The organism is Bradyrhizobium sp. B097 (assembly GCF_038957035.1).
GTDB lineage: Bacteria > Pseudomonadota > Alphaproteobacteria > Rhizobiales > Xanthobacteraceae > Bradyrhizobium.
Genome location: NZ_CP152412.1, coordinates 7,476,654 through 7,493,899, shown reverse-complemented (window position 1 = coordinate 7,493,899; position 17,246 = coordinate 7,476,654). Strand labels below are relative to the sequence as shown.

Annotated in this window: 16 protein-coding genes and 2 pseudogenes; 13 read left to right on the top strand and 5 right to left on the bottom strand. The window is 61.3% G+C overall.

The annotated features are described in order from the left end of the window. The first annotated feature begins 157 nt into the window (after positions 1 to 157). The 12 genes and pseudogenes from trbB to AAFG07_RS34320 all read left to right on the top strand — a co-directional run bounded on the left by trbB (position 158) and on the right by AAFG07_RS34320 (position 9,813). Positions 158 to 1,078, top strand: a complete 921-nt coding sequence (gene trbB, locus AAFG07_RS34375) for a P-type conjugative transfer ATPase TrbB (RefSeq protein ID WP_342724130.1) — start codon at positions 158 to 160, stop codon at positions 1,076 to 1,078. Further along, positions 1,078 to 1,401: a TrbC/VirB2 family protein gene (locus AAFG07_RS34370; RefSeq protein WP_342729326.1), complete on the top strand. Its 324-nt coding sequence runs from the start codon at positions 1,078 to 1,080 to the stop codon at positions 1,399 to 1,401. Before trbB ends, AAFG07_RS34370 begins: the two co-directional genes overlap by 1 nt. Next, entirely contained in the window at positions 1,401 to 1,664 is a 264-nt protein-coding gene (locus AAFG07_RS34365) for a VirB3 family type IV secretion system protein (protein ID WP_342724129.1), read from the top strand. The genes AAFG07_RS34370 and AAFG07_RS34365 overlap by 1 nt, the downstream gene beginning before the upstream one ends. Positions 1,665 to 1,673: 9 nt before the next feature. Then, on the top strand, positions 1,674 to 4,115 hold the full coding sequence (trbE, locus tag AAFG07_RS34360) for a conjugal transfer protein TrbE (protein WP_342724128.1): 2,442 nt from the start codon (positions 1,674 to 1,676) through the stop codon (positions 4,113 to 4,115). Beyond that, complete coding sequence (gene trbJ / locus AAFG07_RS34355) at positions 4,112 to 4,843, top strand: P-type conjugative transfer protein TrbJ (RefSeq protein ID WP_342724127.1); 732 nt, start codon at positions 4,112 to 4,114, stop codon at positions 4,841 to 4,843. Before trbE ends, trbJ begins: the two co-directional genes overlap by 4 nt. Then, positions 4,843 to 5,214, top strand: coding sequence for a putative entry exclusion protein TrbK-alt (trbK-alt, locus tag AAFG07_RS34350; RefSeq protein ID WP_342724125.1), 372 nt, complete (start codon positions 4,843 to 4,845; stop codon positions 5,212 to 5,214). Before trbJ ends, trbK-alt begins: the two co-directional genes overlap by 1 nt. A gap of 3 nt (positions 5,215 to 5,217) precedes the next feature. Beyond that, positions 5,218 to 6,453 carry a P-type conjugative transfer protein TrbL gene (gene trbL / locus AAFG07_RS34345; RefSeq protein WP_342724124.1) on the top strand — a complete coding sequence of 412 codons (1,236 nt, stop codon included), beginning with the start codon at positions 5,218 to 5,220 and terminating at the stop codon, positions 6,451 to 6,453. A gap of 47 nt (positions 6,454 to 6,500) precedes the next feature. Continuing rightward, positions 6,501 to 7,181, top strand: a complete 681-nt coding sequence (gene trbF / locus AAFG07_RS34340; RefSeq protein ID WP_342724123.1) for a conjugal transfer protein TrbF — start codon at positions 6,501 to 6,503, stop codon at positions 7,179 to 7,181. Between the two features lie 2 nt (positions 7,182 to 7,183). Then, complete coding sequence (trbG, locus tag AAFG07_RS34335; RefSeq protein ID WP_342724122.1) at positions 7,184 to 8,158, top strand: P-type conjugative transfer protein TrbG; 975 nt, start codon at positions 7,184 to 7,186, stop codon at positions 8,156 to 8,158. Next, positions 8,155 to 9,360: a TrbI/VirB10 family protein gene (locus AAFG07_RS34330; RefSeq protein WP_342724121.1), complete on the top strand. Its 1,206-nt coding sequence runs from the start codon at positions 8,155 to 8,157 to the stop codon at positions 9,358 to 9,360. The genes trbG and AAFG07_RS34330 overlap by 4 nt, the downstream gene beginning before the upstream one ends. Positions 9,361 to 9,364: 4 nt before the next feature. Beyond that, positions 9,365 to 9,463: pseudogene (locus tag AAFG07_RS34325) on the top strand (DUF2274 domain-containing protein); the annotation flags it as partial. 53 nt (positions 9,464 to 9,516) lie between these two features. Then, entirely contained in the window at positions 9,517 to 9,813 is a 297-nt protein-coding gene (locus tag AAFG07_RS34320) for a DUF2274 domain-containing protein (RefSeq protein ID WP_342724120.1), read from the top strand. Between the two features lie 99 nt (positions 9,814 to 9,912). Here AAFG07_RS34320 and AAFG07_RS34315 read toward each other — a convergent pair whose 3' ends face one another. The 3 genes from AAFG07_RS34315 to AAFG07_RS34305 all read right to left on the bottom strand — a co-directional run bounded on the left by AAFG07_RS34315 (position 9,913) and on the right by AAFG07_RS34305 (position 12,446). Next, complete coding sequence (locus AAFG07_RS34315) at positions 9,913 to 10,188, bottom strand: hypothetical protein (RefSeq protein ID WP_342724119.1); 276 nt, start codon at positions 10,186 to 10,188, stop codon at positions 9,913 to 9,915. Continuing rightward, positions 10,185 to 10,505, bottom strand: a complete 321-nt coding sequence (locus AAFG07_RS34310) for a hypothetical protein (RefSeq protein WP_342724118.1) — start codon at positions 10,503 to 10,505, stop codon at positions 10,185 to 10,187. Before AAFG07_RS34310 ends, AAFG07_RS34315 begins: the two co-directional genes overlap by 4 nt. 1,170 nt (positions 10,506 to 11,675) lie before the next feature. Then, positions 11,676 to 12,446 carry a YopT-type cysteine protease domain-containing protein gene (locus tag AAFG07_RS34305; RefSeq protein WP_342724117.1) on the bottom strand — a complete coding sequence of 257 codons (771 nt, stop codon included), beginning with the start codon at positions 12,444 to 12,446 and terminating at the stop codon, positions 11,676 to 11,678. A 685-nt stretch (positions 12,447 to 13,131) separates the two neighbouring features. On the opposite strand from AAFG07_RS34305, the pseudogene AAFG07_RS34300 reads away from it, so the two are divergent. Then, positions 13,132 to 14,271, top strand: a pseudogene (locus AAFG07_RS34300) (MFS transporter). Between the two features lie 268 nt (positions 14,272 to 14,539). Here the strand turns inward: AAFG07_RS34300 and AAFG07_RS34295 are convergent. Both AAFG07_RS34295 and gmd read right to left on the bottom strand, forming a co-directional pair. Next, positions 14,540 to 15,601, bottom strand: coding sequence for a GDP-L-fucose synthase (locus AAFG07_RS34295; protein ID WP_342724116.1), 1,062 nt, complete (start codon positions 15,599 to 15,601; stop codon positions 14,540 to 14,542). Beyond that, the gene (gmd, locus tag AAFG07_RS34290; RefSeq protein ID WP_342724115.1) at positions 15,582 to 16,667 is read right to left on the bottom strand and encodes a GDP-mannose 4,6-dehydratase; all 1,086 of its coding nucleotides are present in this window, start codon (positions 16,665 to 16,667) and stop codon (positions 15,582 to 15,584) included. Before gmd ends, AAFG07_RS34295 begins: the two co-directional genes overlap by 20 nt. Positions 16,668 to 17,246: the final 579 nt, after the last annotated feature.

Genomic DNA, 17,246 nt, shown 5'->3' with positions numbered 1-17,246 from the left:
TACGAACCGCATTCTCCCATTGTTGCGATGCCGCTGGTTCTGCCTTTTCTAGTTGTCCCCATGAGAGGCCGCTGATCCTTGGCTGCCTCGGTGAGCCTTGGGGGCAGTTGTGGCAATCCATTCGTTCCATTCGGAAGCCGAATTGCGTGGAGCACGCATGCTCCGCACCGCGCTTGGACCTGCGATCGCGGGCTTTTTGGAAGATCCGTCCGTGGTCGAGGTGATGCTTAACCCCGATGGACGACTGTGGATCGACCGGCTATCGAGCGGGCTCGCCGATACGGGCGAGAGCCTGTCCGCGGCAGACGGCGAACGAATTGTCCGGCTGGTGGCACATTATGTGGGTGCCGAGGTTCACCCCGGCTCGCCCCGCATTTCGGCTGAGCTGCCGGAAACCGGCGAACGTTTCGAAGGCCTGTTGCCGCCGGTCGTTGCCGCACCGGCGTTCGCGATCCGTAAACCCGCGATCGCCGTGTTTGGCCTGGACGACTATATCGCTGCCGGCATCATGAACGCGGAGCAGGCGAACGTGCTTCGTCATGCCGTTGCGGCGCGCAAGAACATCCTGGTCGCGGGCGGCACCTCGACCGGCAAAACGACGCTGACGAATGCGCTTCTCGCCGAGGTCGCCAAGGGATCGGATCGCGTTGTCCTCATCGAAGATACGCGCGAGCTTCAGTGCAGGGCGCCCAACCTGGTAGCCTTGCGGACCAAGGACGGCGTGATCTCACTCTCTGACCTGGTTCGCTCTTCGCTTCGCTTGCGCCCCGATCGTATTCCGATCGGAGAGGTCCGCGGAGCCGAGGCGCTCGATCTGCTCAAAGCCTGGGGAACGGGCCATCCCGGCGGCATCGGCACGATCCACGCCGGCACAGCGTTGGGGGCGCTGCGGCGGCTCGAGCAGCTCATCCAGGAGGCCGTGGTCACCGTTCCGCGTGCGCTGATAGCGGAGACCATCAACGTTATCGCCGTGCTTTCCGGCCGTGGTGCCCAACGGCGCCTCAGCGAGCTCGCTTCTGTCACCGACCTTGGACCATCGGGCGACTACAGCCTTTCGAAAATTGGAGAACAGTCATGATGACGCGATCACATCTCGGGCGGACCTTCCTTTCGGCTACAGCGTTCGCTTGCCTGTACCTGGCGAGCGCGCCGGCCTTTGCTGCCGGCTCGAACATGCCCTGGGAGCAACCGCTCAACCAGATCCTGCAATCGGTCGAAGGTCCGGTCGCCAAGATCATCGCGGTCATCATCATCATCGTGACAGGGCTTTCGCTTGCCTTCGGCGACACCTCAGGCGGTTTCCGGCGGCTGATCCAAATCGTGTTCGGTCTGTCGATCGCATTTGCCGCTTCCAGCTTCTTCCTGTCGTTCTTTTCCTTCGGCGGCGGGGTGGTGATCTGATGGATGAGCCAGTCGCGGGCTTTGTCGCCCCCGTCCATCGCGCGCTCACCGAACCGATCCTGATGGGTGGTGCGCCGCGTGCAGTCGCGATCCTCAACGGAACATTGGCTGCCGCACTCGGCCTTGGCCTGCGCTTGTGGCTGGCCGGCCTTCTTCTCGCGTTCATCGGCCACATGGCTTCGGTCTGGGCTGCCAAGCGCGATCCAGAGTTCGTGGAGGTTGTGCGCCGCCACGTTCGCGTCCCCGGTCATCTCAGCGCATGAAGTTGTCCCATGATGAATCTTGCCGAATATCGCCGTTCGAATACGCGCCTTGCCGACTTCCTGCCCTGGGCCGCCCTAGTCGATGAGGGAATTGTCTTGAACAAGGATGGCTCGTTTCAGCGGTCGGCACGGTTCAGAGGGCCTGACCTCGACAGTGCCGTGCCGGCCGAGCTCGTTGCGGTGGCAGGCCGACTGAACAACGCGCTCCGTCGTCTCGGCTCCGGGTGGGCTGTCTTTGTTGAAGCGCAGCGGCATTCGGCGGGGCGCTACCCGCCGGACATGTTCCCGGATGTCGCATCGGCCCTCGTGGATGCGGAGCGGAAAGCGCAATTCGAGGAAGCCGGCAGGCACTATGAATCGAGCTACTATCTCACATTGCTCTATCTGCCCCCGGCAGAGAGTGCAGCGGCTGCGGAGCGTCTCCTCTATGAGGGCAGCCATCGCAGCGCAGGAGCGGATGCGCGCGAGCTGCTCAGGGGCTTCGTCGACCGGACCAACCGCGTGCTGCAGCTCGTTGAGGGCTTCATGCCGGATTGCGGCTGGCTCGATGACGAGCAAACGCTGACCTACCTTCACTCGACAGTATCGACCAAGCGGCACCGGGTGCGCGTGCCGGAAATCCCGATGTATCTCGACGCGCTGCTCGCCGACCAGCCGTTGACCAGCGGGCTGGAACCGATGCTGGGCGACGCACATCTGCGCATCCTGACGGTCGTTGGATTTCCGAGCGCGACCACACCCGGAATTCTCGATGATCTCAACCGTCTGGCGTTCCCGTATCGCTGGTCGACCCGTGCGATCATGCTCGACAAGACAGATGCCACGAAGCTCCTGACCAAGATCCGGAGGCAGTGGTTTGCCAAGCGGAAGTCGATCGCCGCGATCCTCAAAGAGGTGATGACGAACGAGGCCTCCACGCTTCTGGATACCGATGCCCACAACAAGGCGATGGATGCCGACAGCGCGCTCCAGGAGCTGGGTTCCGATCAGATCGGAGAGGCCTTTGTGACTGCAACCGTCACGCTCTGGGACAGGGATCCCCGCGCGGCCGACGAAAAGCTCCGCCTCGTCGAAAAGGTGATCCAGGGCCGCGACTTCACCTGCATGACCGAGACGGTGAACGCGATCGAAGCCTGGCTCGGCAGCCTGCCGGGCCAAACTTACGCCAACGTCCGCCAGCCGCCGGTCTCGACCTTGAATCTGGCCCACATGATTCCGCTGTCTGCCGTCTGGGCGGGAGAGGCGAGGGACCATCATTTCAAGGCTCCTCCACTGTTCTTCGGCAAGACCGAAGGATCGACGCCGTTCCGGTTTTCGCTCCATGTCGGCGATGTCGGACATACCCTGGTGATCGGACCGACCGGCGCTGGCAAATCGGTGCTGCTCGCGCTGATGGCTCTGCAGTTCCGGCGATATCCGTTGAGCCAAATCTTTGCCTTCGACTTCGGCGGTTCGATCCGCGCAGCTGCGATCGCCATGGGGGGCGACTGGCATGATCTTGGCGGTGCGGTCAGTGGAGGATCCTCCAAGTTTGTGGCGCTCCAGCCGCTTGCGCGAATCGAGGACGTTGGGGAACGCGGCTGGGCGGCCGATTGGATAGCATCCATCTTGAGCCGCGAGCGCATCGAGGTCACCCCCGAGACGAAGGAACATATCTGGTCGGCTTTGACCTCGCTCGCCTCGGCGCCAGTTGGGGAGCGCACGTTGACCGGGCTCTCCGTCCTTCTCCAATCCAATGCTTTGAAGCGCGCGCTGCAGCCCTACTGCCTCGGTGGTCCCTTTGAGCGGCTCTTGGATGCGGAAGGCGAGCGACTGGGAGAGGCCTCCGTTCAGGTGTTCGAGACCGACGGATTGATCGGCACCGGTATCGCACCGGCGGTTCTGTCCTATCTGTTTCACCGGATCGAAGACCGGTTTGACGGCCGTCCCACGCTGCTCATCATCGACGAGGGGTGGCTTGCGCTGGACGATGCCGATTTCGCCGGCAAGCTCCGCGAATGGCTAAAGACCCTGCGCAAGAAGAACGCTTCCGTCGTGTTTGCTACCCAATCTCTTGCCGATATTGACGGATCCGCAATTGCGCCCGCAATCATCGAGAGCTGCCCGACCCGGATCCTGCTGCCGAATGACCGTGCCATCGAGCCGCAGATCATGGCGACTTACCGCCGCTTTGGGCTGAACGACCGGCAAATCGAGATCTTGGCGCGAGCGACGCCGAAGCGGGACTACTACTGCCAGTCGCGCCGGGGCAACCGACTGTTCGAGCTCGGCCTCGGCGAAATCGCGCTTGCCTTCGCGGCCGCGTCTTCCAAGGCCGACCAGGCTCTCATCGAGCAGGTCCTTAACGAGCACAGCGAGGACGATTTTGTCGAGGCCTGGCTGAAGACACGTGACCTCGGCTGGGCCTGCAATCTCATTCCGCAGCTTGCGAAGGAAGGAAATTTGCCATGAACCGTCTCCGTCGGCTGTCGGCAGCGAGCTTGATCGCTATCGCCATCGTTCATGTTCCTCGGGACGGCAAAGCGTTGATCGTGTTCGATCCGAACAATTACGTGCAGAACGTGCTCACGGCTGCGCGCGAGCTGCAGCAGATCAACAACCAGATCACATTGTTGCAGAACCAAGCACAGATGCTGATCAACCAGGCGAGGAACCTGGCGAGCCTGCCATATTCGTCGTTGCAGCAGCTCGAGCAATCGATCCAGCGCACCCAGCAACTGCTTGGCCAAGCTCAACGCATCGCCTACGACGTGCAGCAGATCGATCGTACCTTCTCCACGACTTACGCGCCGGCATCATCGAGCATGTCTGATGGGGGCATGGTCGCCAACGCGCAAGCACGCTGGCAGAACTCGGTCGCCAGCCTGCAGGACGCGATGCGGGTGCAAGCAACCGTCGTCGGGAATCTCGACACCAACCGGACCCAAATGTCGGGCCTGGTTACCGCGAGCCAGGGCGCGTCGGGCGCCCTTCAGGCAAGCCAGGCAGGCAATCAGCTGCTTGCGCTCCAAGCGCAGCAGCTATCGGATCTTACGGCAAGCGTGGTTGCGCAATCCCGGGCGCAAACGCTTGAAGCTGCGCAGCGCGCAGCAGCTCAGGATCAGGGCAGAGAACAGCTGCGGCGCTTCCTCGCCCAGGGCCAGGGCTATCAACCAGCTACCGTGCAGATGTTCCACTGATGATGAAGAGCAGATTTGAACAGTTGCCCATGGCGATGGCTGCGGCGCTTATGGTTCTCGCCATCGCGGCTTGCGCCATTCGCCTGCGGGGCGACGAGCGCCCACCCGAATCTTCCACGCTCGTTCCCAAGGGTGATGCGGCCGCCGCAAAGCTCAACCAATGCCGCACCGTTACCTACGAGCAGAAGGACGCTCTCCTCGAATGCCAGAACATTTGGGCCGACCAGCGCAGCCGGTTTTTGGGGGGAAGGGGATCTTCGAACGGTTCGGATAGCCGGGCGGGCGTCGGACCTTCGCCATCTCCTGTGCCGCGTAAGGACGAAAGCCGTCTCTCGCCCGGTTATCCACCCGTTCCAAGCCAAAGCGAGTGAGCCATGGGCGGCACAGGCGTCATCGACCAATTCCTGGAAACCTTCACTCGCTACATCGATTCCGGATTTGGCCTCGTCGGGGGCGAAGTCGGCTATCTCGCGACCACATTAGCTGCGATCGACCTCACGCTCGCCGGCCTGTTCTGGTCCTTTGGGAGTGATGAGGAGATCATTGCCCGGCTCATCAAGAAGACTCTGTTTGTCGGCGTGTTTGCCTACCTGATCGGCAATTGGAATAGCCTTGCTCGGATTGTCTTCGAGAGCTTTGCCGGTCTTGGGCTGAAAGCCTCAGGGACCGGCCTCTCATCGGCAGATTTCCTGCGGCCGGGCCGAATTGCGCAAGTCGGGCTCGATGCTGGCCGTCCGATCCTTGACTCTGTTTCAGGGCTGATGGGCTATGTCAGCTTCTTCGAGAATTTCGTCCAGATCGCTGTCCTCCTGTTCGCATGGATGACGGTGCTGCTGGCCTTCTTCATTCTCGCGATCCAGCTCTTCGTCACGCTAATCGAGTTCAAACTGACGACGCTTGCCGGTTTCGTCCTGATCCCCTTCGGCCTCTTTGGGAAGACCGCCTTTGCGGCCGAACGGGTCCTCGGCAATGTGATCTCGTCAGGTGTGAAGGTTTTGGTTCTTGCCGTCATTGTCGGTGTCGGATCGACTTTGTTTTCGCAATTCACGTCAGGCTTTGGTGGCAACCAGCCCACGATCGAGAACGCCATGGCGCTGGTGCTCGGTGCTCTCTCTTTGCTCGGTCTTGGCATTTTCGGACCCGGCATCGCCAATGGCATCGTTTCTGGCGGCCCGCAGCTTGGCGCGGGTAGTGCCGTGGGCACAGGCCTCGCCGCCGGCGGAATGGTTGCGGCCGGCGCTGGTCTTGCAGCCGGCGCCGCCGGTCTTGCCAGCGGTGCCATCGCGGGCGCGGCGCGCGGAGGGACCACCATTGCGACTGGCACGGCGAGCGTGTTCCGGTCGGCGAGCCAGGCCGGCTCCGAGGCGAGCGGTTCGGCTACTGCAAGCCCCTTGCGCTCGATCGCAGCTGGTCTCGGTGCAAGAGCGAGCGATGTCAGTAAGCGGGAAGGGAGTTCTACGATTGCTTCCGACAGCGCGCCCGCATGGGTTCATCGGATGAAGCGGGCGCAGACCATCCAGCATGGGGCATCGGCTGCAACGCATGCGATCCGATCGGGAGATCACGGCGGAGGCGGGGGGGCAGTCGACCTTTCGGAAGGTGATCGCTGACGCTTTTCTCCCTTAATCCCGTTCTCAGTCATACCTTGGGGCTAACGATGTTCAAACGATCAGCCGTTCACTATGGCCGCACGCCGGAAGCAGTCACTCCTTATCAACGCGCAGCCCAGGTCTGGGATGACCGCATTGGCGCAGCACGCGTCCAGGCCAAGAACTGGCGCCTGATGGCTTTTGGCTGCCTGTTTCTGTCCGCAGGATTTGCCGGCGCTCTTGTCTGGCAATCAGCGCACGGCACGATCACGCCCTGGGTGGTCGAGGTCGATCAATTGGGCGAAGCAAAAACCGTCGCGCCTGCGAATGCCGGCTATCAGCCAACCGACCCTCAGATCGCGTTTCACCTGGCTCGCTTCATCGAGCACGTGCGGGGCCTGCCGATGGACGCCATCGTGCTGCGTGAAAACTGGCTGCGCGCGTACGACTTCACGACGGACCGGGGCGCGGCCACACTCAATGACTACGCCCGCAACAACGATCCCTTCGCCAAACTTGGCAAGACGCAAATTGCAATCGAGGTCTCGAGCGTCATTCGGGCGTCGCCAGAGAGCTTTCGTCTGGCCTGGATCGAACGCCGTTACGACAACGGCCAGCTTGCCGCGACCGAGCGATGGAGCGCGATCATCACCGTCATCGTGGAGATGCCACGTGATCTGGATCGGCTGCGGAAGAATCCACTGGGCATCTATGTCAACGCAATCAACTGGTCGAAGGAGCTGGGCTAACCATGCCGTTACATCTTGTTCATGCGTCGCGTAAAGTGCGGCCGCGATTGCCTATGGCTCTTCTGGTCTGTGTTTCCGCCCTTGGCGGCTGCACCACGTTCAAGCCACCGCAAATAAGCTATGACAAGGACATTCCGCCTACACCGGATTTGCCAGCGCTTTCCGACGATCGCCCGAAGCCGCTGCATGTGCCGCCGGCCTGGAAGGCGGCGCGCGGCGGCAAGAGCGCGGAAGCCAAGGAACCGGCGGAGCGCATTGAGACCGCAAATGACGCCGCACGCGTCGAGCCACGCAAAGCCGGCTACTACAATGCCGTGCAGGTGTTTTCCTACAGTCCAGGCGCCCTCTATCAGATTTACGCCGCACCAGGGCAGATTACTGACATTGCACTCGAGCCTGGTGAGCAGCTGATCGGATCGGGACCTGTTGCCGCCGGCGATACCGTGCGCTGGGTGGTCGGCGACACCGAAAGCGGCAGTGGCGACACGCGCCGTGTCCACATCATGGTCAAGCCGACGCGTCCCTCGATCGAGACCAATCTTATCGTCAACACCGACCGACGCACCTACCTGGTCGAACTGCGCTCCCGCGAGAAGCCTTACATGCCTTCGGTTGCCTGGTTCTATCCGGAAGATAAAGGCGCACGTTATCGGGCGCTGCCGCCGACACCCTTCCTTCCGGATCTTCCCGCGCGCCGCTACCGTTACGCTATCGAGGGCGACAGCCCGCCTTGGCGTCCGGTCAACGCCTATGACGACGGCCGCAAGGTCTATGTCGAGTTCTCGCCCGGCATTGGCCAGGGCGAGATGCCGCCGCTGTTTGTGATCGGGCCTGACGGTAAGACCGAGCTCGTCAACTACCGCGCCTACGGCAACGTCCTGATCGTGGACCGCTTGTTTGCGGCCGCGGAACTCCGGTTAGGGGAGGAGCACCAGCAGAAGGTCAGGATCGTGCGAACTGACGGGAGGTCGCTGTGACCGATACAGGCCAGTCGAACGATACGCCCAATGATGCGCGCCGGGTCAAGCCACCGGAAGAGATTGCCGAAACATTGCGGCTCCGGCCAAGGCGGCCGCAAGTTGTGCGCCTGTCGCGCAAAGTCCTTGCCGGCGGCAGCGCCCTTGTGCTCGTGCTCATCTCTGGTGCGGTATTCTGGGCTCTGCATGAGAAGCGCCCGGGCACGCCGGCCGTGGAGGAGCTGTACGCCACCGACCACCACAATGTCGCCGATCAGCTTACAACCCTGCCGAAAGACTACGCTGAGATCCCGAAAGACGTGCCTCGTCTCGGGCCGCCTCTGCCCGGCGATCTCGGCCGGCCAATCGTCGCCGCCCAGGGCTCGACAACCTCAACTCCACTTGGGGTTGATGCCGAACAGCAGCGTGTCAACCAGGAGAGCGAGTCGGCGCGTACCAGCAAGGTCTTTGCCAGCACCAATGTCCGTCCCTCGACCGCTGTGACATCGGCCAATGAAACGCCTTCGAATGCTACGACATCATCTGATGAAACGTTCGCCCAAAATGGCCAGGAACGGAAGCTCGCCTTCGTCAGCGCATCCGTCGACCGCCGGACGACCAGTCCGGATCGCCTCGTGAGGCCAGCTTCGCCGTTTGTGGTGCAGGCCGGCACAGTCATTCCGGCCGCTCTCATCACGGGCATTCGATCCGATCTGCCGGGGCAGATCACGGCGCAAGTGACGGAAGCTGTCTATGACAGTCCAACGGGACGAGCTCGCCTTATCCCGCAGGGGGCAAGGCTGATCGGCACCTACGACAGCCAGGTGGCATTTGGCCAGTCGCGCGTACTGTTGGTTTGGACGCGGCTGATTATGCCGAACGGGCGTTCGATCGTCTTGGAACGGCAGCCTGGCGCAGATGCATCTGGATACTCCGGCCTCGAGGACGAGGTCGACAATCACTGGAAAGAGCTCTTGGGCGCAGCTGCGCTTTCGACGCTGCTCGCCGTCGGCACGGAGGTCAATTCGGGCGCAGACACAGGCAGCACCAACAGCGACCTCGTTGCTGCGCTCCGGCGCGGGGCGGGGGATTCCGCAAATCAGACAGGGCAGCAGCTGGTTCGCCGCAATCTCAACATCCAGCCAACGTTGACGATCCGCCAGGGCTTCCCGGTGAGAGTGATCGTCAACCGCGACCTCGTGCTCGAACCCTACAGGGGATAAGGTGATGGCAAATCTCAAGCTTGGAGCGATCGAAGACGATAAGGCGATCAAAGTGACGCACGAACTGCCGGCAAACGTCCACCGGGACCTCGCTGCCTACGCCAATTATCTGAACAGTCAACATGTCTCTATCGCATCTACCGAGGGAGGTGGCGCATGGCGGATCTGAAACTCGGCCGCTTGCCGAAAGCCGGTCTCGTCCGCATGACGATCAGCATCTCGGAGCCTCTAAAGGAAGAACTCGAGCGTTATGCCGCCGAGCACAGCCGACTTTATGAGCCGGTCGACGCCGCGACGTTGATCCCACACATGCTCGAGTCCTTCATCCGGTCCGACCGCGGCTACCGGAGGCGGCGCGCGCAATCCGATCGGGGCAGTGCTCGTCAACGTCGCGGCGCCGCAGCAAACGCCACGAGCGTTGCATCGCGTTCCGATTCGGACGATTCGGCCTGAAGGTGGGCGATCCGTTTCTCTTGCTCGCGTACGAGAAGACTGAGCGCCTGGACATGTTGCGCCAAGTTGTGCTGAGATAATCGCAAGGCACGAAGCTCCTCAGTCTCGCGGCTGCGCAACATGATACTCGGCTTCGAGTTGGCGGACGCGATCCGTCGACGACGGTGGACTCTTCACCTCTGCCTCGGACGACACGATGGCAGCGCGGAATCTCGCGAGCAGTTCGGGCGCCCCGTAAAGTGTTGCACGCGACAGTCCGGCCTCCGATGCCAGACGAGCGATTGTGTATGTCGGCTCGCTGTCGCCATGGCTCAACAGCCGCGACATGGCGGCTTCAGTGGATAAGAAGGCGGCGGCGCTGATCTGCTTGGTCATTCTGGTGATCCTTCAAGGAGGGGCGCGATGAGCCGCCGCATGCACTCGTTGTCCCCTGTCAGGACCTGACGCTGGAGGGATGAAAGACGCCGGTCTTGCAGTAGGTGTTGGCCCTCGGCGATCGACGCCTGCCAAGGCGCCAGATGATGGCGCGTGACGCAGGCGTTCGGATAGCGATCTGGACGACAGTGGGACAATGCAGGCACGGTTCGACTGATCGCCGCGTTCTCGCGGTCGAGGCAGAGCGCCGTATCAGGTTCAAAGAAGCAGTCGGCCAGCAGGTCGACATGGAGTGTGCGCCCGAGATGTGCGAGCATCGATCGCAGCCTCTGCGCATCGACGACATTGTCCGAATTACTTGTCCGACCGTCCAAACATGCGGTGTCTTCCAAGACCATTCCTAAACGCCGCAAGCCAGCGCGTCTCGGTAAGCCGCGTGTCCAAAAGAACAAGCGCAACGGTGCGACGCCACAGAATCTCGAAAAAGGCATCGGCGCGAAGCTTCGGGTCTAAGAGATCGGGCACGGCATCGAGGACAAGACCTGTCCCTGAGATACACCGGATCGGCGAATATTGAAGCGAGCGGCTGGACATGGTCCCGGCGCAGTTGGTCCGGGCTCAGCCCGAGCTCTTCGCTCATTGACCGCATGAGCCGAGAGGTCTACGTCCGGATGTGTGTCCAGTAAAGGCTAGCGTGTTCAGCGGGAGACAAACCTGCCGGGGCAAAAGTCAGGCGCCCCGAGTTTGGATAGCAGGGTGGCGGGAAACCAAGACTCTGAAGCCTATCGACGAGGTCTCTCTTCGGGGAGATTACGAGTCACCGGGCCGTAATGAAAATAAACGCAGAAGTGGCCTCGAAAGTGATTGGATCTGAGGGCCGAGCCCGCATCCGTAGGGCGAAGGCAGCTTGGGCAGCCGAAATCTGACCGATACGGCTATCTCACCTCAGCGGGGTGGAAGCGACAGCACGGTGGCAAGGACATGCCAAGCAACAATCCGCATGCTGCGTTCGACGTGGCGGGGGCTGGAAACGCAGCACGGTCGAGATATTGTGACACTCGCAGACGAAAGGGCGAGACAACAGGCAACACGAACATCGACCTAAACAGGCGCGCAAGTCCTCGACCCTACCTGGCAGCGCGCGGGGGTGAGGGTCCCCTGCGCGACTCGCTTGCCGCTCTACTGGCGGGCGCAGAGTTACGCCGCCAAGGCACTGAACTTGGTATCGCTCCGGCGAAGGCAGTCTTCGCCGGAGCGACACGTTGCTCAAGGTTCACAATCCGTCCGGGTGACCGTTCTCGTCGCGGCGCTCGTATGCGCCACGATCATTGCCATTGCAGCCTCATTCACCGCAGCCAAGCTCTTGCAAGGCAATTCCTCTATCCGCCGCAGAGCTGGCCCCCGACGCCGCGACCGAACGCAAGCGCCGGCCGACGCATCCGTGCCTTCACGGAAGGCGTCAATCACCAGCGGCCTGAAGGCCCAACTCACTCCATCCTTTGCGTCGTGATTGTCGACAGATGTTGCCCGTTGGGATCCCTGTAACGATGGGCGAGGCTTTGAAAGAATGAAGCCATCTGGTCCGGATCTGACCGAACAGTAAATTCTCCATAGTTAGGGTCGAAAACCGTGATCGTTGCATTCGAGGCCGACGTCGCCACTGTGTGTGCGCCGCCTTCCGCGAAATACAAGCTGAGCAAATGGTTCGATCCGTCCTCGTTGATTTCGTTCACCATGCGCTTGACGTTCGAAGACTTGCCAAATGCGAATCTCTTCTCTTCTCCAGTCGGTTCCAAGCCAGCGTCCTCCAAAACGGTGTTTTGTGCCTCAAAGTCGGCCTGAGAAGATTCTAATCCCCTGCTTCGCAACCGATCCTTGAGATTTTGATATTGCTGCTGCCGTTCGGCCGCTGAGGCGTGCGTTTGCGATCCGGGTGTGAGCGCACTCATTCGGGTTGATGGGCTGTTGTTAAGAAGGCGGAACCACTCCGCAGTCAGCCCAACGCAGATGCCGTCCACATTCGCATCACGCAGGTCGGCCGTTCTGTATTCAAACAAGGAGGTGGCCGGACGCTCTGGAGCGGATGTATCTGGCCTGCTGCAGCAGGCCCCCATCTTGTCAGGCAACTCCCCCGGTTGTGAGCTCCACTGAGGCGCGAGATCTGCAAGTGCTTCCGTAAAGCTGCCGCTATCCACCGACTGACTCGGTTCGTCGGCTTGGCTAGTGCGTGTGGATGAGCCACTGATTCGATCATACATGACGATTCACCTTTGTGCTGCGCTAATCTCTACGTATCAATTCGGGCTGCTTAGGCCCTGCTGCGAGGATACCCAGACAAGCTGATGGCGAGCTGACGGGCAGCTGTTGTTCAGCTTAGAAGCGTTCCTTTGGCGGACATCTGACAATGTCCGATACGGCGCGGCGTAGCGCTGTGTCAGATCCTCCCGCGCATCATCAGGTAGGTGGCCCCTGAGCAGCGCCCTGATGTCCGTTGTCAAGACTCAGAACGCAGAGGTTCGTCCGATGGTTGATCGGCTGTTGATTGGCCCGCCGGCCATTGCCGCAGCAACAAAGAATAGCGTACTCTACTGGGTCTCCTCGACGTACATGCAGGAGCTGCACGGTCGGCTTTGTCCGGTTTGCGACAAAGCTGTCTTGATCGGATGCGGCCGCGATTTCTATGCGCGAGTTTCGAAGATGACGGCCGCCGTAGGGCTAGCTCATCCAAAAGAAGGAGCTGGAACACGTAAGGGAAAGGCGTTCGCCGTTCACTCCCATTGTGACCCGCGCCCGTAGGATTGCGCGATCTTTGGCAATGGCATCGCACTTGCAACGAATAAAAAATATCAGAACCTTGTCGGGGAGCTGTGCACCGGGTGTAGGCGAGCGCACCCAGATGACGGGTGCCCGCCCACGAGCTCGTTCTCTCAGGAGTACCCTGTGATACCATCTTCTGACGGGTCAGCTGGCCTGCTCGCGACTCGGATCGCATTTTTTGTCGCCGGATTCGGCCTCGCGGCCTGGGCGCCGCTGGTGCCGCTCGCCAAGGAGCGGCTTGCGGCAGATGACCGCATGCTTGGTCTACTGCTTCTCTGTCTCGGCGTTGGGTCAGTCGTCGCAATGCTTTTGACCAGCGTTTCGAACGGGCGGTACGGCAGCAAGCCCATGATACTTACGGGCGGACATGGCCTGGCGCTTATCCTGCCATTGCTTAGTATAGCCAACACAATTATCGGCAAAGGCGCCGTGCTGTTTGCGTTCGGCGCTTCAGTTGGCTCGATCGATGTAGCTATGAACATTCACGCAATCGAAGTGGAGCGCGCCACAGGCCGTCCGTTGATGTCCGGATTCCACGCCCAGTAGAGCATTGGCGAATTCGCTGGCTCTGCCAACATGACCGCGTTCCTCTCGCTGCGGCTTGACCCATGTGCTTCGACGCTGGTTTGCTCGGCGCTCATGATGCTTGCAATTGTGTCGGCCTGGCCGCGGTTACACGCAACAGGTCGGACGCAACGGAGACCATGGTCTTTCTTGCCCCATCGCAGCGTGTTGTTAGTTGCTGCACTCGCGGCTATCACCTTTCTTGTGGAAGGAGCAATGCCCGACTGGAGCGCCTTGCTTCTCGTTGGTCGGGGTCTTCTCGCGGAGGCGCATGGGGGTCTCGGTTTTATGCTCTTCTCCATCGCCATGACCGTTGGCCGTGCCGGCGGAGATGCCGCCGTGGCACGATTCGGCGACTGCGCCCTATTAATGTTCGGAACTCTGCCGATTGTGACAGGTTTCGTGGCTGTAGTGGCCGCGCCGGTTGCGGTGATTGCGATGATGGGCTTCCTGCTTATCGGATTGGGCATTTCGAATGTTGTACCGGTCCTATGCCGCTGCGCTGGTAAACAGAAAATGATACCAGTGGGCCTTGCGATCGCGGTCATCACGACGGCCGGCTACGCGGGTATACTCGTGGGTCCCGCTAGCGTCGGGGTTATCGCTCATATGGTTGGTCTGCATTTGGCGTTCGGAATGTTAGGTGCGCTCATGTGCCTCGTCACGCTGTCGGCGCGGAAGGTGATAGCGGACTATCGCTAGGTGTGGCTGAAGAGGAACATTGGCGCGTTCCGACTCCATGATCGGCCGTGGCTCGGCATCGACTTCAGATCGCGCTTATCGACTCTCGACTTTACGGGGAGTTGAACAGGACATCCGCGATCATGATCATTCGACATCTTCATGCAAGTCGGTTGGTCGGGCCGGTGGCCAGGATGTGCCCGGCCACTCAGATGTTGGCATCCAACCGGTCGCGGTGTTGACGAAGAAGACCGGTAACGACCCCAAAAAAATCACATGGCGAAGTAGATTATGACCGAGTGGCTCGGGCCGCCAGATCGCTAGCAGATTCACCGCCGACTGGTCGTGGAGGATTGTCCCCCCTCAAGCCCGGTTCCCGGGGACGAGCAAGATCGCTCTGGCGGCTTTTATTGCTGTGGGCGAGATACGCGCGGTACGCCAACTCAATGCCCTCGTCCAGTGAGGTCCGGGCGCGCCAGCCAAGCTTGGCCAGACGGCTGACGTCAAGCAGCTTGCGCGGCGTGCCGTCCGGCCGCGAGGTGTCGAAGCTGATCTCGCCGCGGTAGCCGACAGCGGCGGCGACCAGGAGTGCGAACTCGGCAATGGTGATGTCCTCACCGGTGCCGATATTGACCAGTTCCGGCGACGAATAGGTCTTCATCAGATGGATGCAGGCGTCGGCCAGATCGTCGACATAGAGGAATTCGCGGCGCGGCGTGCCGGTGCCCCACACCACGACTTTGCTGGCGCCCGAGAACTTGGCCTCGTGGAAGCGGCGGATCAGCGCGGCGACGACGTGGCTGTATTCGGGATGATAATTGTCGCCGGGGCCGTAGAGATTGGTCGGCATCACGCTGATGAAATCTGCGCCATGCTGGCTGCGATAGGCCTCGGCCATCTTGATGCCGGCGATCTTGGCGATGGCATAGGGTTCGTTGGTCGGCTCCAGCGGGCCGGTCAGCATCGAATCCTCGCGCAGCGGCTGCGGCGCCAGGCGCGGATAGATGCAGGACGAGCCGAAGAACATCAGCTTCTCGCATCCATTGGCGTGGGCGGCCTGGAGCACATTGGTCGAGATCGCGAGATTGTCGTAGAGGAATTCGGCCCGCAGCGTGTTGTTGGCGACGATGCCGCCGACCTTGGCGGCGGCGAGGAACACGGCCTGCGGCCGCTTCGCGGCAAACCAGGCGTTCACCGCGCCCTGTTCGCGCAAATCGACCTCGCTGCGCGACACCGTCAGCAGATCGGCCTGTTCGCGCGCCAGCCGGCGCATCAGCGCCGAGCCGACCATGCCGCGATGGCCGGCGACGAAAACCGTCTTGCCCTTCAGTTCAAACGCCGTGCTTGCCATTGGCCACATCCTGCCTGGCCTCGACGAGATCGCTGGCGACCATTTCCTTCACCAGTTGCGCAAACGGCGTCTTCGGCGCCCAGCCGAGCTTGGCGCGCGCCTTGCTGGCGTCGCCGATCAGGAGATCGACCTCGGTCGGGCGGAAATAGGCCGGATCGATCTGCACCAGGGTCTTGCCCGACGCCTTGTCGACACCAACCTCCTCGACGCCCTTGCCGCGCCATTCGATGCTGCGGCCGATCTCAGCAAACGCCAGCTCGACGAACTCGCGGACCGAGCGCGTCTCGCCGGTCGCGAGCACGAAATCATCAGGCTCGTCGGCTTGCAGGATTTTGTGCATGCCTTCGACATAGTCGCGGGCATGGCCCCAGTCACGCTTGGCATCGAGATTGCCGAGATAGAGCTTGCTCTCGAGGCCGACCTCGATGCGGGCGACGGCGCGCGTGATCTTGCGCGTCACGAAGGTCTCGCCGCGGATCGGGCTCTCATGGTTGAACAGGATGCCGTTGCTGGCGAACATGCCATAGGCCTCACGGTAGTTCACCGTGATCCAGTAGCCGTAGAGCTTGGCGACGCCATAGGGCGAGCGGGGATAGAATGGCGTGGTCTCCTTCTGCGGCACCTCCTGCACGAGCCCGTAGAGCTCCGAAGTCGAGGCCTGATAGAACCGCGTCTCCTTTTCCATGCCAAGGATGCGGATCGCCTCCAGAAGGCGCAGCACGCCGATGGCGTCCGCGTTCGCGGTGTATTCCGGGCTCTCGAAGCTGACCTGGACGTGGCTCTGGGCGGCGAGGTTGTAGATCTCGGTCGGCCGGATCTGCTGCATCAGCCGGATCAGATTGGTCGAATCGGTCATGTCGCCGTAGTGCATCAGGAACGGCACGTTGCCGGCATGCGGGTCCTGGTAGAGATGGTCGACCCGCGCGGTGTTGAACGAGGATGAGCGGCGCTTGATCCCGTGCACGGTGTAGCCGAGGCCAAGCAGATATTCGGCGAGGTACGCGCCGTCCTGCCCGGTGATGCCGGTGATCAGCGCCACGCGCCGCTTTGAATCCTGAGCCGCCATCGTCCCTCTTAGTTGCGCTGGAAAGAAAGCCCCCCCTTAGGAACGCTACTTGCGAAGCGGTTTATCGAGAGATTTAGATGCGCTAGCGCGCTCCACCCGCAAACAGAGGAAAGCGATCGTTAGCTCCAACATACACATCATATAGGCATGCACACTACATACATTGATTTGTATTAGCCTGGAGGGTTGCCAGTGTAGTTGAGATTCAAAGAAAGGAAGTCAACTAACCCCCGGAACCTCCCTGATACCCGTGATGACCCTACCCTGGCGAAATGAATGACAGGCGCCGTTACGCGCGGCCAGGCGCGCTCCGGCGACGTTTCCCATGAGATAGAAGCCGACGGCTGTGTTCCCTACCTATCCTCAACGCATGTTAATGCATTCGGACGTGGTCTGGTCATGGCCGGAGAGAGACGTGTTGAGGTCCCAAGTTACAAGTCAGGAGATGTCAGTGCACGGCCGGAATGACAGCGTGCGGGCCAGCACTCAGCGAGAGTGAAGCCTGCGCATCGATATCGTAGCCTGCAAAGCGCGCGGCGTGTGCCTTCAACTTCCAACAGAACACGCAGTCTGGAAGCG

Excerpts from the sequence above, each read along its gene's own strand:
- trbG (WP_342724122.1), top strand. The coding sequence starts at position 7,184 with ATGCCGTTACATCTTGTTCATGCGTCGCGTAAAGTGCGGCCGCGATTG.
- AAFG07_RS34365 (WP_342724129.1), top strand. The coding sequence starts at position 1,401 with ATGGATGAGCCAGTCGCGGGCTTTGTCGCCCCCGTCCATCGCGCGCTC.
- AAFG07_RS34310 (WP_342724118.1), bottom strand. The coding sequence starts at position 10,505 with ATGCTCGCACATCTCGGGCGCACACTCCATGTCGACCTGCTGGCCGAC.
- AAFG07_RS34315 (WP_342724119.1), bottom strand. The coding sequence starts at position 10,188 with ATGACCAAGCAGATCAGCGCCGCCGCCTTCTTATCCACTGAAGCCGCC.
- AAFG07_RS34320 (WP_342724120.1), top strand. The coding sequence starts at position 9,517 with ATGGCGGATCTGAAACTCGGCCGCTTGCCGAAAGCCGGTCTCGTCCGC.
- trbE (WP_342724128.1), top strand. The coding sequence starts at position 1,674 with ATGATGAATCTTGCCGAATATCGCCGTTCGAATACGCGCCTTGCCGAC.
- AAFG07_RS34295 (WP_342724116.1), bottom strand. The coding sequence starts at position 15,601 with ATGGCAAGCACGGCGTTTGAACTGAAGGGCAAGACGGTTTTCGTCGCC.
- trbL (WP_342724124.1), top strand. The coding sequence starts at position 5,218 with ATGGGCGGCACAGGCGTCATCGACCAATTCCTGGAAACCTTCACTCGC.
- AAFG07_RS34305 (WP_342724117.1), bottom strand. The coding sequence starts at position 12,446 with ATGTATGATCGAATCAGTGGCTCATCCACACGCACTAGCCAAGCCGAC.
- trbF (WP_342724123.1), top strand. The coding sequence starts at position 6,501 with ATGTTCAAACGATCAGCCGTTCACTATGGCCGCACGCCGGAAGCAGTC.
- gmd (WP_342724115.1), bottom strand. The coding sequence starts at position 16,667 with ATGGCGGCTCAGGATTCAAAGCGGCGCGTGGCGCTGATCACCGGCATC.
- trbB (WP_342724130.1), top strand. The coding sequence starts at position 158 with ATGCTCCGCACCGCGCTTGGACCTGCGATCGCGGGCTTTTTGGAAGAT.
- AAFG07_RS34370 (WP_342729326.1), top strand. The coding sequence starts at position 1,078 with ATGACGCGATCACATCTCGGGCGGACCTTCCTTTCGGCTACAGCGTTC.
- trbJ (WP_342724127.1), top strand. The coding sequence starts at position 4,112 with ATGAACCGTCTCCGTCGGCTGTCGGCAGCGAGCTTGATCGCTATCGCC.
- trbK-alt (WP_342724125.1), top strand. The coding sequence starts at position 4,843 with ATGATGAAGAGCAGATTTGAACAGTTGCCCATGGCGATGGCTGCGGCG.